Source organism: Spirillospora sp. NPDC052242, from assembly GCF_040679555.1.
Lineage (GTDB): Bacteria > Actinomycetota > Actinomycetes > Streptosporangiales > Streptosporangiaceae > Spirillospora.
In genome coordinates, this window is record NZ_JBFAUZ010000001.1 from 97,374 (window position 1) to 116,719 (window position 19,346).

Here is a 19,346-nt window from a genome sequence, read left to right on the forward strand (position 1 = left end):
ATGATCTCTCGGACCATCGGCCGCCCGCGCCCGCGGGCCCGGGGAGGACAGCGATGCAGTTGCCCAGGGTCGTCATCGCCGCCGTGTTCTTCGCCCTCGCGGCGTTCATCGCCATCCCGCCGCTGGTGGGAGGGGACGACTCCGAGGCGGCGACGCCCGCGTCGAACCGGACGACCGCGCCGTCCCCGTCGCCGTCCGGGTCCGGTTCCGGGTCGCCGCGCGAGTCGCGCGAGTCGCCCGAGCCGACGGCGTCGGGGCGGGCGGCGCTGACGGCGGAGATCGGGTCGGTGTCGTGCCCGGGGCGGACGGTGCCGGTGCGGATCCGGAACACCGGGTCGCGGCCCGCGGACTTCAGCATCGAGAAGAACGACGACACGGCCGCGATCCCCGGACGGCTGGGCGGCGGCGAGGCGCGCACGGTGGACGTCGAGGTGCGGGAGGACCGGCGCACGCGGGTGCAGGTCGCGTGGGCGAACGAGCGGATCGCGTCCGAGGCCGTCGAGGCGAACTGCGCCGGTGCGGGAGCGCCGGGCGACGACCCGTCTGAGCTGCCCTACACCGGCCAGGACGACGGGGTGCTGTGGGCGCGGGGCGCCACCGCCCTCGCCGCCCTGATCACCGGCGGGGTCATCTTCTGGTACGGGGGCGTGTGGCCGCGCCGCAAGGAGAAGATGCTGCAGAAGTGACGGTCACGCCTCCGTGCGGGGGCGGCCGCCGGCGGCCTCGCGGACGGCGCCCGCGACGCGGGAGCTGACGTCCGGGTGGAACACGCTCGGGACGATGTAGTTCGGGCCGATCTCTTCCGGGGTGACCACTTCGGCGAGCGCGGCGGCGGCCGCGGCGAGCATGTCGAGGGTGACGCCGTCCGCCTGGGCGTCGAGGAGGCCGCGGAACACGCCGGGGAACGCGAGGACGTTGTTGATCTGGTTCGGGTAGTCGCTGCGGCCGGTGGCGACGACGGCGGCGTGCTCGCGGGCCTCGTCCGGCGAGACCTCGGGCTCGGGGTTGGCGAGGGCGAAGACGATCGCGTCGTCGTTCATAGTGGCGATGTCGTCGCCGGTGAGGATGCCGGGGGCCGAGACGCCGATGAACACGTCGGCCTCCTTGACGGCGCCGCGCAGGTCGCCCGCGTAGCCGGCGGAGTTCGTGTGCTCGGCGATCCAGCGGAGCGAGTCGTCGAGGTCGTCGCGGCCCTGATGGACGGCGCCGCGGTAGTCGCAGACGATCAGGTCGCGGGCGCCCGCGTGCATGAGCAGCTTGAGGATCGCGCTGCCCGCGGCGCCCGCGCCCGCCATCGTGATGCGGACGGACGACAGGTCCTTGCCGACGACGCGGAGCGCGTTGGTGAGCGCGGCGAGGACGCAGATGGCGGTGCCGTGCTGGTCGTCGTGGAAGACGGGGATGTCGAGGAGTTCGCGGAGGCGGGCCTCGACCTCGAAGCAGCGGGGGGCGGAGATGTCCTCGAGGTTGATGCCGCCGAACGCGGGGGCGAGGATCTGGACGGTCCGGACGATCTCGTCGGTGTCCTGCGTGTCGAGGCAGATCGGCCAGGCGTCGATGCCGGCGAACCGCTTGAACAGCGCGGCCTTGCCCTCCATGACGGGCAGCGCGGCCTCGGGGCCGATGTTGCCGAGGCCGAGGACGGCGGAGCCGTCGGTGACGACGGCGACGCTGTTGCGTTTGATCGTCAGCCGCCGGACGTCCTCGGGGTTGCGGGCGATCGCGAGGGAGACGCGGGCGACGCCGGGCGTGTAGGCCATCGAGAGTTCGTCGCGGTTGCGCAGCGGGACCTTCGACGACATCTCGATCTTGCCGCCGAGGTGCATCAGGAACGTGCGGTCGCTGACCTTGTGGATCTTGATGGCGTCGAGCTGCTCCAGCGCCGCGGCGATGGCCTCGGCGTGCTGGGTGTCGCGGGTGGCGATCGTCACGTCGATGCGGAGCGTCTCGTGCCCGGCGGTGTTCACGTCGAGGGCGGTGACGATGCCGCCCGCGTTCTCCACCACGTGGGTGATCTGGCTTACGGCCTTGCCGCCGGCCGGGACCTCCAGCCGGACGGTGATGGAGTACGAAACGCTCGGCACGCTCGCCACGACAGATGCTCCCTCTGTAACCGGGTATGTCCGTGTCCCGGACGTGCGCGCGATCGGCGTGGCACGCCGGGGGCCGTGCCCGGACGGCCCCGCGGGCTCAGAGCGTCCCCGCCGCGGCGACGACGAGGTCGACGGCGGCGGGCACGGGCAGCCTCGTGGTGTCGATCACGAGGTGGTAGAGCCGCGGATCGGCGGGATCGGCCCCGTAGAAGTGCTTCACGTAGGCCGTTCGGGCGCGGTCGTTGTCCACGAGCATACGCTCCACTTCGCGGTACGGCGTCCCGCTCGGCCCACTCGCGTCCCAGTTCGCGGGCATCTCGGCGGCCGCGCGGACCATCCTGCGCTCGCGCGGCCCGTCCAGCCGGACGTGCAGCGCGTCCGGCCGGTCGCCGAGGACGAGCGCGGCGGCGCGGCCGAGGACGACGCAGCCGTCCTCGGCGGCGCGGCGGATCGCCTCCTCGGTGTGCGCGGTGAACTCCTCCGGCGGGACGGCGTCGCGGTTCGGCAGGTGGACCTCCATGCCGCTCAGCGACACGTTCGGCAGCCGCGCGGCGCCGGCGAGGATGCGGCCGAGGCCGCTCTCGGCGCGGCCGTCGTGGGCGAGGGCCTCCTCGAGGGTGCAGCCGATCTCGCTCGCGACGACCTCGGGAATCGCGCGGTCGACGAACGGCAGGCGGAGGCGCTCCGCCGCGGCGGGGCCGACGAGGGCGCCGGCCGCGCCGAACGCGGCGGAGATGGTGACGATCCGGGCGGTCACGGACAGTTCATGCCCATTTCGGGCGTCCGTCACCCTGCCCGGCCGCCGGATCGGCGGCGGGCCGGTGCCGGAGCGTCAGAACGTCCCGATCAGAACAGGGCCGACTGCAGCGAGCGGCGCGCCTTGCCCACGCGGGGGTCGTCCGGCGGGAGGAGGTCGAACAGCGACAGCAGGTGCTTGCGCGCCGCGTCGCGGTCGTCGCCCGCGCTGGCCCGGACGGCGGCGATCAGCCGCGCGAACGCCTCGTCGACGCGGCCCGACATCATCTCGACGTCGGCGGCGCCGATCTGCGCGGGCACGTCGCCGGGCTTGGCCTGGCCCTCCTGGAGCGCGCGCTGCGGGTCGCCGAGGGCCTGCACGCGCAGGCTCAGCTCGACGAGCCCGAGCCCCTGCTTCGCCTGCGGGTCGCGCGGGTTCTGCGCGAGCAGCCGCTCGAACGCCGCCTTGGCCGCGTCGAGGTCGCCGCGCTGGAGGGCGTCCTCGGCCTCGGCGAGCCCGGGGTCGATCTGCGGCTGGGCCGGCTGCTCCGCGCCCGGCTCGCCGGCGGGCGCGTCCGGGAGGATGCCCTCCTTGCGCAGCACGTCGAAGAGCTGGTCGATGGCCTGCCGGACCTGCGGCTCGGGCGCGGCGCCGTTGAGGAACGGCAGCAGCTGCCCGGCGACGACCGCGGCGACGAACGGGATGCCCTGGACGCCCATCTGCTGCATGTACGCGGCGAGCTGCGGGTTCGCGTCGACGTCGACCTTGGCGAGCACCCACTTGCCGGCCGCCTCGGCGGCGAGCTTCTCCAGGATGGGCCCGAGCTGCTTGCAGGGCCCGCACCACTCGGCCCAGAAGTCGACGAGGACGGGCACGCTCTGCGAGCGCTCCACGACGTCGGTGTTGAACGTCTCGTCGGTCACGTCGACGACGTACTGCCCGCCGGCCGCGCCCGCGGGCGCGGCCCCGCCGCCCGCCTGCGCCTGCGCCCGGCGTTCCTGCTGCTTCCTGACGGCCGCCTGGCGGGCGCCCAGGTCGATGGCCCCGTGCAACGAAAAGTCCCGAGAAGGCATGGCTCCATCCTGCCCCATCCCCGCACCACCTGTGCGCCCGTACGCTCCCAGCGGAGTGCGGGGACGGGTCGAGGAGGCGACCGGCCGGGGTCAGCCGAGCCGTTCGCCGTACACGCGGTCGACCGTCATGGTCATGAGCACCCTGCGGTCGGACACCATGACGGACCGGTACTCGGCCCAGTCGGGGTGCTCCCCTGCGGCGCGGCGGTAGTAGTCGACGAGCGCGTCGACCTCCGGCCCGTCCGGGTCGGCGCCGGGCCCGGTGAGCGTCACCGGGCCCTCGGCGGTGGCCCAGGCGCGGCCGTCCGGCGAGGTGACCTCCAGCGCGGCGCGCGGGTCGCGGCGCAGGTTGACGGTCTTGGCGCGCCCCTCGGTCATCGACACGTAGAGGACGCCCGCGTCCCGGTCGTAGTACGGCATGACGGGCGACAGCTGCGGGAGCCCGTCGGACTTGATCGTCGCGAGGACCCCGAGCCGGCTCTCGGCGAGCAGGGCGCGCGGGTCGAACTGCGTGGTGGTCATGGTCGTCCCTCCGAGGGCTTGCGGAACTGCTCGATCAGCGCGGCGTAGCCGTCGCCGCCGTGCCCGGCGGCCGCGGCCCGGTCGGCCAGGGCCGTGATGAGGGCGGGCAGCTCGGTGGACACGCCGAGCGCCGCGCTCTCGTCGACGAGCTGCCGCATCGCGACGCGCTGCTGGTCGATGGCGGCGTCCAGGACCGGGTACGCGCCGTCGTCGACCTGCCGCGCGTAGCCGGCGAACCAGCCGGCGACGGTCTCGGCGCCCGTCTTCGCCAGCGGGGCGAACGCGGCGGCGTCCATGCCCGCCGCGCCGAGCAGCGCGGTGGCGTGCAGGAAACCGTTCAGCACGTTCCACATCAGGCTCAGGACGGCCATCTCGTTCAGCGACGCCAGGCCGTGATCGCCGCCGAGGTGCGACGTTCCCTCGCCGAGGCTCCGCAAAACCGGTTCGTGCCGGTCGAAGGCCGCGCGGGGCCCGCTGTAGACGAAGACGGCGTCCGCGGTCCCGACCGCCTCGGGGATCGCCATGACGGCGCCGCCGAGGTAGTCGGCGCCGTGCCGGGCGGCCGCCGCGGCGGTCTCCCGGGCCTCGCCGGACGATCCGGACGTCAGATTCGCGACCGTGCGGCCGTCCAGGGCGGCGCCGGCCGCTTCGAGGACGGCGCGGACGGACGCCTGGTCGGTCAGGCAGACGACGACGAGCGGGGCGGCCGCGACGGCTTCGGCGGGCGTCGCGGCGAGGGTCGCGCCCCGGGCGGCGAGCGGCTCGGCCTTCGCGGCCGTCCGGTTCCAGACGGTCGTGGGGTGCCCGGCGCGCAGGAACGCCTCGGCGAGCGCGCTTCCCATCAGCCCGAGGCCGAGGACGGTCACAGGGGTGCGGGCGGTGCCGTCGTTATGCGTCGATGTCGTCTCTCGGGGCGATGTCGTCTTTTGGGGTGCATCAGTGGTCATGGCAGAATCCTGAACGTTCATACTGATATGAAGGTCAAGGGGCGAGCGCCATGCTGATCGGAGAGCTGAGCCGGCGGACCGGGGTCAACGCGCACCAGCTGCGCTACTACGAGTCGCAGGGGCTGCTGGAGGCCGGCCGGGGCGCCAACGGTTACCGCGAGTACGCGGACGACGCCGTCCTGACCGTCACGCAGATCCGCAGGCTTCTCGAGGCGGGGCTGTCGTCGAAGGAGATCGCGTACCTGCTTCCCTGTGCGAATGGGTCGGGCCCCGACTTCGAGCCGTGTCCCGAACTCTTGGACGCTCTGCGCGCGCGCCTGCGGAAGCTCGACGAGTGCATCGAGTCGGTCGTCCAGTCTCGGCAGGTGCTGAGCGACTTCATCGACGCGACCGAGCGCCGCGTGGCGACGTCCCCCTACCAGGAGTGCGACGAGTCCGAACCGGAGCCGGCGACCGTGTGATCGATCGCGTCATCCGGGGGCGGATAGCACCCGGCACGCGAAATGCCTTTTAGCAGGCATATGCCGATTGTCCATATATCTTATTTTGTTCCAGTCACGCTGCGAGGCAAAGATTCCAGCGGTCCCGCAGTAAAGGCAAAAAGATTGCTGACAGCCATCGCCAAGCCCGGTTATAGTCGCGATGTCGATGCATCGTTCCGCGGCAAAAGAGCTCCGGACGCCCTGGACACCGGTTCGGCCGGTGCCGGGAGCCGGGCGGGCGCCGCGTGGTGACGGGGGAGGCCACCGGCGCGCCAGACACGGCCGCAGCGAGCGCATGGCGAACAACGGGGGGAAACAGTGATCGCGGAGTATTCCGCGATCGTGGCCCGAGGAATGGGTGTCCGCCGCGGGGGGCGGTGGCTCCTGCGCCCGGTGACCTTCGGCCTTGCCGAAGGCGTGGTCGGCCTTGCCGGTCCACCTGGTGTCGGTAAATCCACTCTGCTGGCCACGTTCGCGACATTGCGCCGACCGAACGCCGGTGCGCTGCACATTCTCGGAAGGGACATATCGAACGGTACGGAGCTGCGCGCCGCGCGGGCCCGGATCGGCTACCTGCCGGCCCGGTTCTCCCGCGCGGGGAACATGACGGCGGGCGAGTTCGTCGAGTACGCCGCGTACTTCAAGCGGACGAGCACCGCCGCCGCGCGCGCCATGGTCAAGCGCCTCGACCTCACCGAGGCCGCCGGGACCGAGCTCGCGCTGCTGCCGCCGGACGTCCGGCTGCGCGCCGGCCTCGCCGCGGCGTGCGTCCACGAACCCGAGCTGGTGCTCCTCGACGAACCGTTCGGCGAGCTGTGCGCCGCCGCCGAGCCCTGGCCGACCGGCGCGGCCGGGCCGGGCGGCGACGCGTCCGCCGCGATCGCCGAGCTGATCCCGGTGCTGCGCGCCCTCGCTCCGACCGTGGTGATCACCGCGGACGGCTGCGACCCGCTCACCGGCTGGTGCGACCGGCTGTTCACGCTGACCCGCGGCAAGCTCACCGAACAGCCCACCCGTTCGGCCACGACCCGCCGGGGCCGCTCCGCCGCCGACCGCCGATGGCCCGACGCGGCCGGCGGACGGGACGCGGTGCCCGGCGATCACCGGCGCGGCGAAGGTCCGGTGCCGCGCCGGTGGCTGTGGCCGGCCCGTCCATGGTCCGCACTGCCCTGGACGGGCCGGCCGCGGCGCATCGGCCGCCGGCCGCCGCTGCCCGCGCTGCCGCAGCCGGTCCGGCCGCGGGCCCGCCGGACGCCCGTGCGGAGCGCCGCCGGTGTCTGACCTCGGTCGGGTGCTCCGGCTGGACGCCCGCCGCACGGCGCTGCTCGTCGCGGTGCCGCTGCTCACCGTCGTCGGCACCGCCGCGGCGGCGCTGTCGATGTGCCCGCCGCACGCCTACCGGGACAACACCGTCGTCGCCCTGGTGAACGCGGTGCGGCTGCTCGGCCCGGTCGCCGCCGCGCTCGCCGCGTGGACGGCCGTCCGGGAACGCCCCATGGACTACCTGCGCAACCTCACCGCCCGCTCCCCCGCCACCGGCGTGCTGTTCGACCTGCTGCTGCTGTCGGCCGCCGCGCTCGTCTCGTACGCCGCGGTCACCGCCGTGATCGTCGCCGTCACCCTCCTGCACGACGGCACCGGACGCTCGCACCCGCTCGGGTTCGCGGCGGGCGCGGGCGCGCTCGTCCTGCACGTCGTGGCCGGCTACCTGGCCGGACGGGTCGCGCCGCACCGGGCGACGGCGCCGCTCGTCCTCGCCGCCACCGGGCTGTGGGCGGCGCTGCGGGTGCCCGGGATGTCCTGGTGGAGCCTGCTGCCCCCGGCCGCGCTGAACCAGGTCGCGCTGTTCACCACGCTGCGCCCGCAGGTGCTCGCCGACCAGGTCGTGTGGGCGGTCGGCGCGACGGCCGCGCTGATCCTCGGATACGTGCTGTGGGCGACGCGCCGCGCGCTGATCGGCGTCCCGCTCGCCGTCGCGCTCGCGGCGTCCGCGGCGGCGACGCTCGGGCTGCACGGCACGGCGGGCGGGACGGTCGCGCCCGTCCGCACCGACCAGGTGTGTCAGGAGTGGCCGCTGACCGTGTGCGTGCATCCGGCGCTGCGCGACGCGCTGCCCGCGCTGACGGCCGCTGTGCTGCCGCTCGCCGCGCGGCTGGAGGGGACGCCCGGCGCGTTCACCCGCGTGGAGCAGCGGCCCGGGTGGGCGCCCGGCGGGGTGCGGGACGGCGTCGCGGGCGTCCATCTCGACGCCGCGCTGCCGCCGGGGTTCGAGGAGCGGGCCGTCCGGCGGATCCGGGACGGCCTGCGCGACGCCCGCGCGTGCCCGTCGCCGCACGGGTACGGGGCGCTGGTGGACGCGTGGCTCGTCGGGGAGGCGCCGCCCGCGATCGGGGACGAGCGCACGGCGCGGCTGTTCGGCTCGTGGAGCGAGGAGCGGCGCCGCGCGTGGCTGGCGCGGCACTTCGCGGACTACCGGACGTGCACGCTCGGCCCCCACGACTTCCGCACCGCGGCGGACGTCCGCACGGCGGACGCGGCGGACCGTCCGGGAACGACGACGCGCCGCCCTCCGCACGAGGCGGGGAACGGCGCGCAGGGTTCCCCTGCACGGCCGCACCGGGACCCCCAGCCCGGTGCGGCCGCGCAGGAGCCTTAAGCCCGGCCGGCCGGTTCGGTGACCGGCGCGGGCTTGGTCCAGTGGCGTTCGACGAAGAACGGGGCGATGGGCAGCACCGCGGCGCCCAGCGCGAGGATCGTCCGCGTCATGCTCCAGCCGAGCTGCTGCCGCACGATCACCGCCGCGCCGACGTAGGCGATGAACAGGACCCCGTGGATCGGGCCCACCAGCGACACGGCCGCGGGCATGTCCGCCATGTACTTCAGCGGCATGGCCACGAGCAGCAGCACCAGGAACGAGACCGCCTCCGCGATGGAGACGAGTCGGAAAGCACGAACGATGTCCACGTCCGGTCAACGGCCGTCGGGCGCGGGAGGTTTCAGGCCGGGGTATGGCCCTGATCACATCGCCCGGACAGCAACAAGTGGCGTGAACGTGCGGCGCGGCGGGGCATGCCGGGTGTATGGCGAGCGAAAAACCGAATACGGGCACCCCCCGATCCCTCCGCCCGCTCCGGTTCCTGCGCGGTCCGGTGCTGCTGGTCGTCGCGACGGCCGTCGTCGTGGTGCTGGGCCTGCAGTTGCTGCGCGGGCTGGGGCTGCCGGACTGGGCGAACCCGTTCGAGACGGAGACGAAGGACCGCAGCGGGCCCGTCCTGGTCAAGTCCATCCAGGACCTGCGGCGCTACGAGGCCGCGAGCGGGTCCTTCCAGGTCATCGTCGACCTGGAGCAGGACGCGAAGTTCCTGCCGGGTTCGCTGCGCGGGAAGCGGACCCTGTTCGTCGGCAACGGCACCGTGGACGCCTACGTCGACTTCTCGAAGTTCGGTGCGGGCGCGATCAGGGTGAACGCGGACCGGACGGCCGCGACGATCACGCTGCCGCCCGCGCAACTCGAGAAGACGAACCTCGACACGGAGAACAGTTACGTCCACGCCACCGACCGCGGCCTGTTCGACCGGTTCGGCGACTTCTTCAGCGACAACCCGAACGACCAACAACAGCTGTACGTCCTGGCGAGCCGGAAGATCCAGGACGCGGCCGCGAAGAGCGGCCTGCGCGAGCGCGCCGACGCCAACACGAGGTCGATGCTGACGAACATGCTGCAGGCCCTCGGCTTCACGTCCGTCAAGTTCACCGAACCGGCCCAGTGACCCCCGCGCCCGCCCGGCGGGCGCGGGGGCTCGCGTCACGCCTTGGGCACGCGGAGGACGAGCGCGTCGCCCTGGCCGCCGCCGCCGCAGAGGCCGGCGGCGCCGACGCCGCCGCCGCGGCGCTTCAGCTCGTAGGCCAGGTGGAGCGCGATGCGGGCGCCCGACATGCCGACCGGGTGGCCGAGGGCGATCGCGCCGCCGTTCACGTTGACCTTCTCCGGGCCGACGCCGAGGTCGCGCATCGACTGGATCCCGACCGCCGCGAACGCCTCGTTGATCTCGATGAGGTCGAGGTCGGCGACGTCCAGGCCCTCCTTGCCGAGCGCGTGCTTGATCGCGTTCGCGGGCTGCGACTGGAGCGAGTTGTCGGGGCCCGCGACGTTGCCGTGGGCGCCGATCTCGGCGAGCCACTCCAGCCCGAGCTCCTCGGCCTTCGCCTTCGACATCACCACGACCGCCGCGGCGCCGTCGCTGATCTGCGAGGACGAGCCCGCGGTGATCGTCCCGTCCTTGCTGAACGCCGGACGCAGCTTCGCGAGGCCCTCGGTCGTCGTGTCGCCCCGCACGCCCTCGTCGGTGCCGAACACGACCGGCTCGCCGCGGCGCTGCGGGATCTCGATCGGGGCGATCTCGTCGTCGAACACGCCGTTCTTGATCGCCTCGGCGGCACGCCGGTGCGACCGCGCGGAGAACTCGTCCTGCTCCTCGCGGGAGATGTCGAGCTTCGCGTTGTGCCGCTCGGTCGACTCGCCCATGGCGATGCCGTCGAACGCGTCGGTGAGCGCGTCGTAGGCCATGTGGTCGAGCATCTCGACCGACCCGTACTTGTAGCCGCCGCGCGACTTCGGCAGCAGGTGCGGCGCCTGCGTCATCGACTCCATGCCGCCCGCGACGACGATGTCGAACTCGCCCGCGCGGATCAGCTGGTCGGCGAGCGCGATGGCGTCCAGGCCGGACAGGCACACCTTGTTGATGGTGATCGACGGCACGTTCATCGGGATGCCGGCCTTCACGGCCGCCTGCCGCGACGGGATCTGCCCCGCGCCCGCCTGCAGCACCTGCCCGAGGATCACGTACTGGACCTGGTCGCCGGACACCCCGGCCCGCTCCAGCGCCGCCCGGATCGCGTGCGCGCCGAGGTCGGCCGCGGAGAAGTCCTTGAGCGAGCCCATCAGGCGGCCGATGGGCGTGCGCGCTCCGGCGACGATCACGGATGTGGCGGTCATGAGGGGGCCCTCCAGAGTGGTGCTGCGCCGACGTTTGCCACCATACCCAGGAGTATCGGCACGCCTTCGAGGGAGACCCGCCCATGCTGACCCGTATCGACCACATCGGAATCGCCTGCCACGACCTCGAGGCCACCGTCGAGTTCTACAAGGCCACCTACGGCTTCTCCGACGTGCACTTCGAGGTGAACGAGGAGCAGGGCGTCCGGGAGGCCATGCTCAAGATCAACGAGACGGGCGACGGCGCCGCGAGCTACCTCCAGCTGATCCAGCCGATCCGCGACGACTCGGCCGTCGCCAAATGGCTCGCCAAGAACGGCGAGGGGGTGCACCACATCGCGTTCGGCACCGACGCCACGGTCTCCGAGGAGGCCGCGAACATCGGGCAGAAGGGCGTCCGGGTCCTGTACGACGAGCCGCGCAAGGGCTCGATGGGCTCGCTGATCAACTTCCTGCACCCGAAGGACTGCCACGGCGTCCTGACCGAACTCGTGCAGAAGCGCTGACGGCGGCGGACGGCCGGTCACGGAGCGGCGCCGCACCGTGACCGGATCGTGACGCATTCGGGACCCCGGGACGGGGTAACGGGGTACAGACTGCCGCTCTGTGACCGTTCGGTCGCGTCTGGTGCATTTGTGGGGCCCGTACCTGGGCAGCCGCGACTTCACGGAGCGACATGCCAAAACGGGACAAAACACGCAGCGCGTCAAGATGAGCCCCCAACACGGCAGTGTCCGGAGTAGGCTTCATTCGCCGGAAGAGGTCTGGGGCGCTGCGCCGTTCCCGCCAGGCGATCAACCGGTCCCCGGAACCACCCGTAGCCCCGTCACATCAGGATTGAGCCACATGCAGTCCGACATCGACGCCCAGCTCACCAACTTCTTCGAAGACACGCCCCCACGCGAGTTCGACGTGGTGCTCCGCGGCTACGACCGGCACCAGGTCGACGAGCACATCAAACAGCTCGAGAGCGAGGTCCGGCAGACCCGCGAGTCGACCCAGGCCATGCAGCGGGAGCTGTCCGACGCGCATCGCCAGCTGCAGGAACAGGAGCGCCCCACCTACTCCGGCCTCGGCGCCCGCATCGAGCAGCTGCTCCGGCTCGCCGAGGAGCAGGCCACCGAGCTCGTCCAGGCCGCGCGTTCCGAGGCCAACGAGATCAAGGCCGCCGCGAAGGTCGACGCCGCCGAGCTGCGCGCCACCGCCGAGAACGACGCCGCCGAGCTGCGCGCCACCGCCCAGCGCGAGGGCGACGACATGCGCAACGCGGCCGAGCGCGAGGCCGAGGAGGTGCGCACGTCCGCCCGCCGCGAGGCCGACGAGCTGACCTCCACCACCGAGCGCGAGGTCGCCAAGCTCCGCGCCACCGCCGACCACGAGGTCGCCGAGAAGCGCGCCGCCGCCGAGCGGGAGATCGCCAAGCTCCGCACCACCACCGAGCGCGAGGTCGCGCAGCTGCGCGCGTCCACCAAGCGCGAGCGCGACGAGATCCTCACCACGGCCAAGCGGCAGGCCGACGAGATGCGCGCCCAGGCGCAGCGCATCCTGGAGGAGAGCGAGGCCCAGCGCGCCCAGGCCGAGGCCGAGTTCGAGATCCAGCTCGCCGCCCGCCGCGAGGAGGCCGACCGCCAGGACGCCGAGCGCCACGCCGCCGCCCAGGCCGCGACGCAGAAGCTCGTCGCCGAGGCCGAGCAGCGCGCCGCGTCCGCCGAGCAGCGCGCCGCCAAGGCCACCCAGCAGGCCGAGCAGACCCGCCGCGAGGCCGACTCGCACGCCAAGCAGCTCGTCGCGAACGCCCGCAAGAACAGCGACAACGTCATCGCCGAGGCCAAGGCGCAGGCCGAGCAGCTGCTCGCCGAGACCAAGGCCGAGGCCGACCGCGTCCGCACCAACGCGCAGCGCCAGGTCGACGAGCTCACCCGCCAGCGCGACAGCATCACCAGCCACCTCAACCAGCTGCGCCAGCTCATCGGCGGCGTCTCCCCGGGCATGGGCACCGACGAGATCGCCGCGCCGCCGGAGAAGCCCGCCATCCCCGCGGCCGAGCCCAAGGCGGAGCCGCCCGCTCCGAAGCCGGCCCCGAAGCCGGCCGCGGCGAAGGCCGCACCGGCCAAGGGCGGCGACGCCAAGAAGTCCGACGAGGACGACGAGGACTGGTGGCAGGAGTGACCACCTGACGCGTTCACCCGCGCGTCACCGACCGAAAGCCTAGAGGCCGAGTGAACGCCTCTAGGCTTTCGGTCGTCTGTACACGAGCAACACCCGAGGCCGGTGACGGCAGGAGACAGAGGAGACGCCGTGCCCGACGAGACCCCCCGCGAGGACGGTTCCGCCGCGCCGCCCGGCCCCGCCCGGATCCCTGCCCCCACCCCGCCCCCCGACGACACCCCCGAGCCCGCGGCGACGGACGAAGGTGCCGAGCCCGACCGTCCCGGCACCCCGGCAAGCGACGACACCGAGCCGGCCGCGGGCGACGCCGAGCGGGACACCGCCGAGGCGCCCCCCGGCCCCGGCGCGGCGGACGAGCGGGACGCGGCCGACGCGTCCAGCGCGCCCACCGCAGCCGACGCGGACGTCGACCCGGACGCGTCCGCTGCGGCCGACGCGGATGGGGACGGGAACGAAGACACCGACGGGCACGCTGCGCAGAGTGGGCCCACGGAGACGCGGCCGCAGGACACGGACGTCCTGGACGACTCGGCGCCCGACGACGGGGAGCGGGGCTCGGCGGCGAAGCCGGTGAAGGCAGGCGGGGCGCTCGTCGCCGAGAAGGGCGCGCCGCTGCAGGTGACGCCCGACCCCGCGATGGACGTCGAGCAGCGGCGCCGGGAGGCGGGCGTCGACCAGCGGTTCCCGTTCGGACGGCCGGGGGAGCCGCTCGGCCGGCATCACCCGTTCGTGTTCGGCTTCACCGCGGCCCTCGGGGTGATCACGGCGTGGCTGCTGGTGCAGGCGGCCACGAGTGCGCGGTCGACGATCGTGATGATCGTCGTGGCGCTGTTCCTCGCGATCGGGTTGAACCCGGCGGTGGAGCGGCTGCGGCGGATCGGCCTTCCCCGGGGGCTGGCGGTCGGGGCGGTGTTCTTCGGGGTCCTGCTGTTCTTCGCGGGGTTCGTCGCGTCGCTGGTGCAGCCGGTCACCGAGCAGGTCAACGAGCTCCGGGAGAGCATCCCGCAGTTCGTCGAGCAGCTGCAGAACAACAAGCAGCTCGTGGAGTGGGACAAGCGGTACGGGCTGCTGGAGCGGGCCGAGACGTTCGTGAACGGCGAGGACTTCCAGAAGCAGGTCACCGACGCCGCCACGGGGATCGGCCGGGTCGCCATAAACGGTGTGGTCCAGACGGTGACCATCCTGATCCTGACGCTGTACTTCCTGGGGTCGCTGCCGCAGATCAAGACGTTTTTCTACAAGCTCGCCCCGCGGACGCGGCGCGCGCGCGTGGCGCTGCTCGGCGACGAGATCCTGGACCGGATCGGCGGGTACGTCGCGGGCCAGTTCATGATCGGGTTCATCGCGGGCGCGATGTCGTACATCTTCCTGTCGATCGTGGGGGTGAAGTACGCGCTGGCGCTGTCGCTGATCGTGTCGGTGACGGCGCTGATCCCGCTGGTGGGCGCGACGATCGGCGCGGTGGTCGTGTGCCTGATCGCGTTCCTGACGGGGTCGCTGACGGACGTGATCGCCTGCGTGATCTTTTACGTGGCGTACCAGCAGGTGGAGAACTACCTGATCTATCCGCGGGTGATGAAGCGGACGGTGGACGTCCAGCCGGCGGTGACGATCGTGGCGGCGCTGGTGGGGGCGGCGCTGCTCGGGGTGGTGGGCGCGCTGCTGGCGATCCCGACGGCCGCGGCGGTGTCGCTGCTCATCCGCGAGGTCGTCCTGCCCCGTCAGGAGACTCTCTAGCCGTCCGGGCGAGGGCGGCGGTGAATTCGGCGACGGCCTGGTTGAACAGGTCGGGCTGCTCGACGGCGCACAGGTGCCCGGCGCGGGGGATGACGAGGAGTTCGGAGTCGGGGGCGGCGTCGGCCATGGCGCGGGCCTCGTCCTCGGTGGCGAGGGCGTCCTCGTCGCCGACCATGACGAGGGTGGGGACGCGCAGCTCGCGGAGGGTCGCGAAGGAGTCGGGGCGGGCGGCCATGGCGCGCTGCGCCCAGGCGGCGGCGTGCGGCGGGGTGGCCTGGACGAGCCCGCGGACGCGCCCGTAGACGAGGGCGCGCTGCCGCATGGTGGTGGGGCCGACGAGGCCGGGGAGCACCTCGTCGACGAGCACCTGGACGCTTCCGCCGTCGAGGGCGTCGGCCTGGCGGAGCCGGTTCGCGCGGGCGGTCTCGGTGTCGGCGGCGGCCCGGGTGGCGGCGAGGACGAGCCCGAGGACGAGGTCGGGGTGGCGGCGGCAGAGCGCCATGGCGACGTAGCCGCCCATGGACAGGCCGCCGACGACGGCGCGGCGGACGCCCTGGGCGCGGAACATGCGGGCGACGTCGTCGGCCATGGCGTCGATGGACGGTTCGTCGGTGCCGAGCAGGGACCCGCCGAAGCCGCGCAGGTCGGGGGTGATGACGCGGAACCGTCCGGCGAGGCCCTGCCGCTGCTCGAGCCACATCGCGGACGAGAGGGGGAAGGCGTGCAGCAGGACGAGCGGCGTGCCGGAACCGACGTCTCTGGCGTAGAGCTGCACGGTCATGCGGGTTCCTCACCTCGTGTCGGGTTACCGGTAATGGTTACCCGGATCGCGCCCGAGATGATCAGGTGTGGCCGTCATCGGCCGATCCTGGTTACGCGGCGGGTCCGTCCCATTCGGTGGGCAGCGGGTGGGCGGCGGGCGCGACGCGGCGGACGATCTCGTTCAGCACGGTGCGCACGTAGGGTTCGCCGACCCACAGGTGCTTGGCGTTGTCGACGCCGACGACCTCGGCCTGCGGGACGCGCTTGAACCGTTCGCGGGCCTCGTCGGGGCGGAGGTAGTCGTCGAACTCGGGGACGAGCGCGAGGACGGGACGTCCGTCGGCGCCCCACGCGTCGAGGTCGGCGTCGGTCGCGCGGTGCAGCGGGGGCGACAGGAGGATCGCGCCTTCGACGAGGGGGTCGCGGCCCCATTTGAGCGCGAGTTCGGTGCCGAACGACCAGCCGAGCAGCCAGGGGTGCGGGAGGTCGTGGTACTCGGTGTACTCGAGGGCGGCGGCGACGTCGAACCGTTCGGTCTCGCCTTCGCCGAACTCGCCCTGGCTGGTGCCGCGCGCCGAGGTGGTGCCGCGGGTGTTGAACCGCAGGACGGCGAGGTCGGCGAGCGCGGGCAGCCGGTAGGACGCCTTGCGCAGGACGTGGCTGTCCATCATGCCTTCGGCGGTGGGCAGCGGGTGCAGGCAGACGAGCGTGGCCGCCGGGGGGTTCTCGGGGGGCAGCGCGAGTTCGCCGACGAGTTCGAGCCCGTCGGACGTGTGCAGGGTGATGTCCTCGCGGCGCGCCGGCAGGACGGTCGCGGCCCGGATCTCCGCCATCGGTCTCCTTCGGTCAGTAGCGGGGCGCGTTGCGGCTCCGCTGGACGCGGGGCGCGCGGCGGGTGCGGGCCCGCCAGCAGGGCCGGTGCCAGTGCCGCCGCTCGTCGGCGCCGCCGCGCTCGTCGGCGGGCCAGGCGACGACGTGCCCGACGCCGGGCGGGATCTCCTGGTCGCAGCCGGGGCAGCGGTACGGTTTCGCCGCGTTCGTCCCGGCGACGTTGCGGACGATCCAGGTGCCGTCCGGCCCGTCTTCGGTGTCCTGAGCCCACATGCCGCCGCCGCCCCGCGGCGCTGGTCCGGGGGCGGAGCGGCGGTTCTTGCGGGGGCTCATGCCTTACAGGGTAGGGCCGGGTCTCAGCGGAGCGGACGCCCGGCGGTGACGTGCTCGACCAGCAGCGGGGCGGGGGCGAGGGCGGGTTCGCGGGTCTCGGCGTACAGGGCGCGCAGGACGCGGGCGGCGCGGCCCGCGCCGAGCCGGTCGAGGTCGGCGATGGGGCCGGTGGGGTAGCCGCAGCCGAGCGTCATGGCGGCGTCGATGGCGTCGGGGTCGGCGTATCCGGCGCCGAGCATGGCGGCGGCGTCGTTGAGGTAGGGGAAGCGGAGCGCGTCGACGATGAACCCGGCGCGGTCGCGGCAGCGGACGGTGGTGAGGCCGAGGGCGGCGAGGAGCGCGGCGGCGCGGTCGGCGACGCCGGGGGCGGTCGCGACGGTCGCGGCGATCTCGGCGAGGTCGCGGTCGGGTTCGGGGAGGCGCAGCCCGACGACGTCGCCGGGACGTCCGGACGCGACGGCGTGCTCGACGGCCTGGCCGGCGGCGGACGTGACGGCGAGGACGGCGCCGTCCTTGACGTTCGCGGACGCCTCGGCGAGCAGCGCGCGGCCGGTCTCGGCGTCCTGGGCGGCTTCGATGACGAGGTCGCAGTCGGCGAGCCCGTCGGCGGACGTGCGGACCCGCGCCCCGGCGCGGTCGGCGCGGGCGGCGAGGGCGTCGGCGAGCGGGCCGGTGCCGAGGACGCCGACGACGGGCGGGGCGGCCGCGGGCGCGTCCTCGGCGGGGGCGGCGGGGTTCTCGTGGTCGTAGAAGCCGCGGCCGGTCTTGCGGCCGAGCAGCCCGGCGGTGACGAGTTCACGGAGCAGCGGCGAGGGGGCGTGGCGGCGGTCGCGGGTCTCGGCGTGGATCGCCTCGAGGACCTCCAGGCAGGTGTCGAGGCCGATGAGGTCCATGAGGGTGAACGGGCCCATCGGCAGCCCGGCGCCGACGGTCATCGCGGTGTCGATGTCGTCGCGGGTGGCGTGCCCGGACTCGAGCATGCCGGCCGCCTGGTTGAGGTAGCCGAACAGCAGGCGGTTCGCGACGAACCCGGCGCGGTCGCCGATCGTGACGGGCGTCTTGCCGAGGTCCCGGACGAGCGCCGCGACGCGCTCGGCGGCCTGCGGCTCGGTGCGGACGGTGCGGATGACCTCGACCAGCTTCATCACCGGCGCGGGGTTGAAGAAGTGCACGCCGACGATCTTGTCGGGGCGTCCGGTGGTGACGGCGATGTCGGTGACCGACAGGGACGAGGTGTTGGTGGCGAGGACGGCGTCGGCGCGGCAGACGCGGTCGAGTTCGGCGAACACGGTCCGCTTGAGGTCGAGCCGCTCGGGGACGGCCTCGATGACGAGGTCGCAGTCGCCGAGGTCGGCGAAGTCGGTGGACAGCGCGATCCGGTCGAGGATCTCGCGCTGCGCGTCCTCGGTGAGCCGGCCGCGCTTGACCGCGCGTCCGGTCGAGGACTCCAGGTGCCCGCGCCCGCGCGCCAGCGCGTCCGCGTTGATCTCGATGCCGACGACGGCGAGGCCGCCGCGCGCCAGCACCTCGGCGATGCCCGCGCCCATGGTGCCCAGTCCGACGACCCCGACCCTGCTGAACGAACCACTCGTCATGGTTCGCAGTCTTGCAGAGGGCTCGTCCGCCCCCGATCCCGGGTACGACCGGGACGTGCGCTTCGGAATCTTCCTTCTCGCCGCCCGCTTCCCCGGTCAGGACGACGCCGCCGCCCTGGCCCGCACGGTCGACGCGGCGGTCGCCGCGGAACGGGCCGGCTTCGACGACGTGTGGCTGGCCGAGCACCATTTCATGACGTACGGGGTCGTGCCGTCCGCGACGGTGATGGCCGGGCATCTGCTGGGCGTGACGCGGCGCGTCCAGGTGGGGACGGCCGTCAGCGTGCTGTCCACGCAGCATCCGGTGGCTCTCGCCGAGCAGGCGGCGCTGCTGTCGCTGGTGTCGGGCGGCCGGTTCCGGCTCGGCGTCGGGCGCGGCGGCCCGTGGCGGGACCTGGAGGTGTTCGGCACGGGGCTCCCCCGCTACGAGCACGGGTTCGCCGAGTCTCTCGATCTCCTGCTGGAGTGGCTCCGTTCGGACCGGGTGTCGTGGACGGGCGAGCACTTCCGGTTCCGTGAGGTGCCGGTCGTCCCGCGCGCGCTTGCCCCGCCCCCGGTGGCCGTGGCTTGCACGTCGCCGGAGACCGAGCGGCTGGCGTCGTCCCGGGGGCTTCCCATGCTGCTGGGCATGCACGTCGGCGACGCGGAGAAGGCCGCGGCGGTCGAGCGCCACGGCGTCCCGGACGTCCCGCACATCTCCGTGCATCTCGCGCAGGTCGCGGACACGCGGGACGAGGCGGTGAAGACGCTCCTCGACGGGATGCCGCCGTGGCTCGGGCCCGGTCTGGACGGGTACGTCCCCGTGGACGATCGTCCGCGCCCGTCCCGCGATCCCGTCGGCTACACGCGCCGCATGTGCGACCTGCACCCGGTCGGTTCCCCGGACGACTGCGCGGCGGCGCTCGCGGCCACCGCGGAACGCACCGGCATCGACCACTTCGTCCTGCTCGTGGAGGCCGCCGGCTCGCACCGCGCGACCCTCGACAACATCGCGCGCCTGGGCGCCGAGGTCCTGCCCCGCCTCCGCTGAACGCGGACGGCCCCGCCCGCGGCGCCTGCGCGGGCGGGGC

The 19,346-nt window shown here is 73.6% G+C and carries 20 protein-coding genes; 9 read left to right on the plus strand and 11 right to left on the minus strand.

The window, feature by feature from the left end; translation table 11 throughout:
* Positions 1–53 precede the first annotated feature (53 nt).
* Positions 54–686 carry a hypothetical protein gene (locus tag AB0L25_RS00540; RefSeq protein ID WP_500167119.1) on the plus strand — a complete coding sequence of 211 codons (633 nt, stop codon included), beginning with the start codon at positions 54–56 and terminating at the stop codon, positions 684–686.
* Positions 687–689: 3 nt separating this feature from the next.
* On the opposite strand, the gene AB0L25_RS00545 is transcribed toward AB0L25_RS00540, so the two are convergent.
* The 5 genes from AB0L25_RS00545 to AB0L25_RS00565 all read right to left on the minus strand — a co-directional run bounded on the left by AB0L25_RS00545 (position 690) and on the right by AB0L25_RS00565 (position 5,290).
* Positions 690–2,093 carry an NAD-dependent malic enzyme gene (locus AB0L25_RS00545; RefSeq protein ID WP_500167121.1) on the minus strand — a complete coding sequence of 468 codons (1,404 nt, stop codon included), beginning with the start codon at positions 2,091–2,093 and terminating at the stop codon, positions 690–692.
* A gap of 97 nt (positions 2,094–2,190) precedes the next feature.
* Positions 2,191–2,850 (minus strand): cytidylate kinase-like family protein, encoded by a 660-nt coding sequence (locus tag AB0L25_RS00550; RefSeq protein WP_500167123.1) that lies wholly within the window; start codon positions 2,848–2,850, stop codon positions 2,191–2,193.
* Between the two features lie 89 nt (positions 2,851–2,939).
* Positions 2,940–3,881, minus strand: a complete 942-nt coding sequence (locus AB0L25_RS00555) for a tetratricopeptide repeat protein (RefSeq protein WP_500167125.1) — start codon at positions 3,879–3,881, stop codon at positions 2,940–2,942.
* Positions 3,882–3,992: 111 nt separating this feature from the next.
* Positions 3,993–4,424 (minus strand): PPOX class F420-dependent oxidoreductase, encoded by a 432-nt coding sequence (locus tag AB0L25_RS00560; protein WP_500167127.1) that lies wholly within the window; start codon positions 4,422–4,424, stop codon positions 3,993–3,995.
* On the minus strand, positions 4,421–5,290 hold the full coding sequence (locus AB0L25_RS00565; protein ID WP_500167129.1) for an NAD(P)-dependent oxidoreductase: 870 nt from the start codon (positions 5,288–5,290) through the stop codon (positions 4,421–4,423). Before AB0L25_RS00565 ends, AB0L25_RS00560 begins: the two co-directional genes overlap by 4 nt.
* Before the next feature lie 131 nt (positions 5,291–5,421).
* On the opposite strand from AB0L25_RS00565, the gene AB0L25_RS00570 reads away from it, so the two are divergent.
* The 3 genes from AB0L25_RS00570 (at position 5,422) to AB0L25_RS00580 (ending at position 8,509) form a co-directional block, all read left to right on the plus strand.
* Positions 5,422–5,832, plus strand: a complete 411-nt coding sequence (locus AB0L25_RS00570; RefSeq protein WP_500167131.1) for a MerR family transcriptional regulator — start codon at positions 5,422–5,424, stop codon at positions 5,830–5,832.
* A gap of 375 nt (positions 5,833–6,207) precedes the next feature.
* The gene (locus AB0L25_RS00575) at positions 6,208–7,134 is read left to right on the plus strand and encodes an ATP-binding cassette domain-containing protein (protein ID WP_500167603.1); all 927 of its coding nucleotides are present in this window, start codon (positions 6,208–6,210) and stop codon (positions 7,132–7,134) included.
* Complete coding sequence (locus AB0L25_RS00580; protein WP_500167133.1) at positions 7,127–8,509, plus strand: hypothetical protein; 1,383 nt, start codon at positions 7,127–7,129, stop codon at positions 8,507–8,509. The genes AB0L25_RS00575 and AB0L25_RS00580 overlap by 8 nt, the downstream gene beginning before the upstream one ends.
* Here AB0L25_RS00580 and AB0L25_RS00585 read toward each other — a convergent pair.
* The gene (locus AB0L25_RS00585) at positions 8,506–8,817 is read right to left on the minus strand and encodes a DUF3817 domain-containing protein (protein WP_500167135.1); all 312 of its coding nucleotides are present in this window, start codon (positions 8,815–8,817) and stop codon (positions 8,506–8,508) included. The genes AB0L25_RS00580 and AB0L25_RS00585 overlap by 4 nt on opposite strands.
* A 116-nt stretch (positions 8,818–8,933) precedes the next feature.
* On the opposite strand from AB0L25_RS00585, the gene AB0L25_RS00590 reads away from it, so the two are divergent.
* Positions 8,934–9,623 carry a DUF4230 domain-containing protein gene (locus AB0L25_RS00590; RefSeq protein WP_500167137.1) on the plus strand — a complete coding sequence of 230 codons (690 nt, stop codon included), beginning with the start codon at positions 8,934–8,936 and terminating at the stop codon, positions 9,621–9,623.
* Between the two features lie 35 nt (positions 9,624–9,658).
* On the opposite strand, the gene AB0L25_RS00595 is transcribed toward AB0L25_RS00590, so the two are convergent.
* Positions 9,659–10,849, minus strand: coding sequence for an acetyl-CoA C-acetyltransferase (locus tag AB0L25_RS00595; RefSeq protein ID WP_500167140.1), 1,191 nt, complete (start codon positions 10,847–10,849; stop codon positions 9,659–9,661).
* Between the two features lie 83 nt (positions 10,850–10,932).
* On the opposite strand from AB0L25_RS00595, the gene mce reads away from it, so the two are divergent.
* The 3 genes from mce to AB0L25_RS00610 all read left to right on the plus strand — a co-directional run bounded on the left by mce (position 10,933) and on the right by AB0L25_RS00610 (position 14,755).
* Positions 10,933–11,355 (plus strand): methylmalonyl-CoA epimerase, encoded by a 423-nt coding sequence (gene mce, locus AB0L25_RS00600; RefSeq protein WP_500167142.1) that lies wholly within the window; start codon positions 10,933–10,935, stop codon positions 11,353–11,355.
* Between the two features lie 340 nt (positions 11,356–11,695).
* Positions 11,696–13,018: a DivIVA domain-containing protein gene (locus AB0L25_RS00605; RefSeq protein ID WP_500167144.1), complete on the plus strand. Its 1,323-nt coding sequence runs from the start codon at positions 11,696–11,698 to the stop codon at positions 13,016–13,018.
* 129 nt (positions 13,019–13,147) lie between these two features.
* A complete protein-coding gene (locus AB0L25_RS00610) occupies positions 13,148–14,755 on the plus strand; it encodes an AI-2E family transporter (protein ID WP_500167146.1) in 1,608 nt (535 codons plus the stop codon).
* Here the strand turns inward: AB0L25_RS00610 and AB0L25_RS00615 are convergent.
* The 4 genes from AB0L25_RS00615 to AB0L25_RS00630 form a co-directional block, all read right to left on the minus strand.
* Positions 14,715–15,536 (minus strand): alpha/beta fold hydrolase, encoded by an 822-nt coding sequence (locus AB0L25_RS00615; RefSeq protein WP_500167147.1) that lies wholly within the window; start codon positions 15,534–15,536, stop codon positions 14,715–14,717. The genes AB0L25_RS00610 and AB0L25_RS00615 overlap by 41 nt on opposite strands.
* A 91-nt stretch (positions 15,537–15,627) precedes the next feature.
* On the minus strand, positions 15,628–16,350 hold the full coding sequence (locus tag AB0L25_RS00620) for an alpha/beta hydrolase (RefSeq protein WP_500167149.1): 723 nt from the start codon (positions 16,348–16,350) through the stop codon (positions 15,628–15,630).
* Between the two features lie 13 nt (positions 16,351–16,363).
* Positions 16,364–16,681 (minus strand): Rv1322 family protein, encoded by a 318-nt coding sequence (locus AB0L25_RS00625; RefSeq protein ID WP_500167151.1) that lies wholly within the window; start codon positions 16,679–16,681, stop codon positions 16,364–16,366.
* A 23-nt stretch (positions 16,682–16,704) separates the two neighbouring features.
* The gene (locus AB0L25_RS00630) at positions 16,705–18,276 is read right to left on the minus strand and encodes a 3-hydroxyacyl-CoA dehydrogenase family protein (RefSeq protein WP_500167153.1); all 1,572 of its coding nucleotides are present in this window, start codon (positions 18,274–18,276) and stop codon (positions 16,705–16,707) included.
* A gap of 55 nt (positions 18,277–18,331) precedes the next feature.
* Here AB0L25_RS00630 and AB0L25_RS00635 point away from each other — a divergent pair, with 55 nt between their 5' ends.
* A complete protein-coding gene (locus AB0L25_RS00635; RefSeq protein ID WP_500167155.1) occupies positions 18,332–19,306 on the plus strand; it encodes an LLM class flavin-dependent oxidoreductase in 975 nt (324 codons plus the stop codon).
* The last annotated feature ends 40 nt before the right edge of the window (positions 19,307–19,346 follow it).

Bases quoted from the DNA above. Each gene is read 5' to 3' on its own strand.
- AB0L25_RS00575 (WP_500167603.1), top strand. From the start codon at position 6,208: ATGGGTGTCCGCCGCGGGGGGCGGTGGCTCCTGCGCCCGGTGACCTTC.
- AB0L25_RS00630 (WP_500167153.1), bottom strand. From the start codon at position 18,276: ATGACGAGTGGTTCGTTCAGCAGGGTCGGGGTCGTCGGACTGGGCACC.
- AB0L25_RS00560 (WP_500167127.1), bottom strand. From the start codon at position 4,424: ATGACCACCACGCAGTTCGACCCGCGCGCCCTGCTCGCCGAGAGCCGG.
- AB0L25_RS00590 (WP_500167137.1), top strand. From the start codon at position 8,934: ATGGCGAGCGAAAAACCGAATACGGGCACCCCCCGATCCCTCCGCCCG.
- mce (WP_500167142.1), top strand. From the start codon at position 10,933: ATGCTGACCCGTATCGACCACATCGGAATCGCCTGCCACGACCTCGAG.
- AB0L25_RS00540 (WP_500167119.1), top strand. From the start codon at position 54: ATGCAGTTGCCCAGGGTCGTCATCGCCGCCGTGTTCTTCGCCCTCGCG.
- AB0L25_RS00570 (WP_500167131.1), top strand. From the start codon at position 5,422: ATGCTGATCGGAGAGCTGAGCCGGCGGACCGGGGTCAACGCGCACCAG.
- AB0L25_RS00605 (WP_500167144.1), top strand. From the start codon at position 11,696: ATGCAGTCCGACATCGACGCCCAGCTCACCAACTTCTTCGAAGACACG.
- AB0L25_RS00625 (WP_500167151.1), bottom strand. From the start codon at position 16,681: ATGAGCCCCCGCAAGAACCGCCGCTCCGCCCCCGGACCAGCGCCGCGG.
- AB0L25_RS00595 (WP_500167140.1), bottom strand. From the start codon at position 10,849: ATGACCGCCACATCCGTGATCGTCGCCGGAGCGCGCACGCCCATCGGC.
- AB0L25_RS00620 (WP_500167149.1), bottom strand. From the start codon at position 16,350: ATGGCGGAGATCCGGGCCGCGACCGTCCTGCCGGCGCGCCGCGAGGAC.
- AB0L25_RS00615 (WP_500167147.1), bottom strand. From the start codon at position 15,536: ATGACCGTGCAGCTCTACGCCAGAGACGTCGGTTCCGGCACGCCGCTC.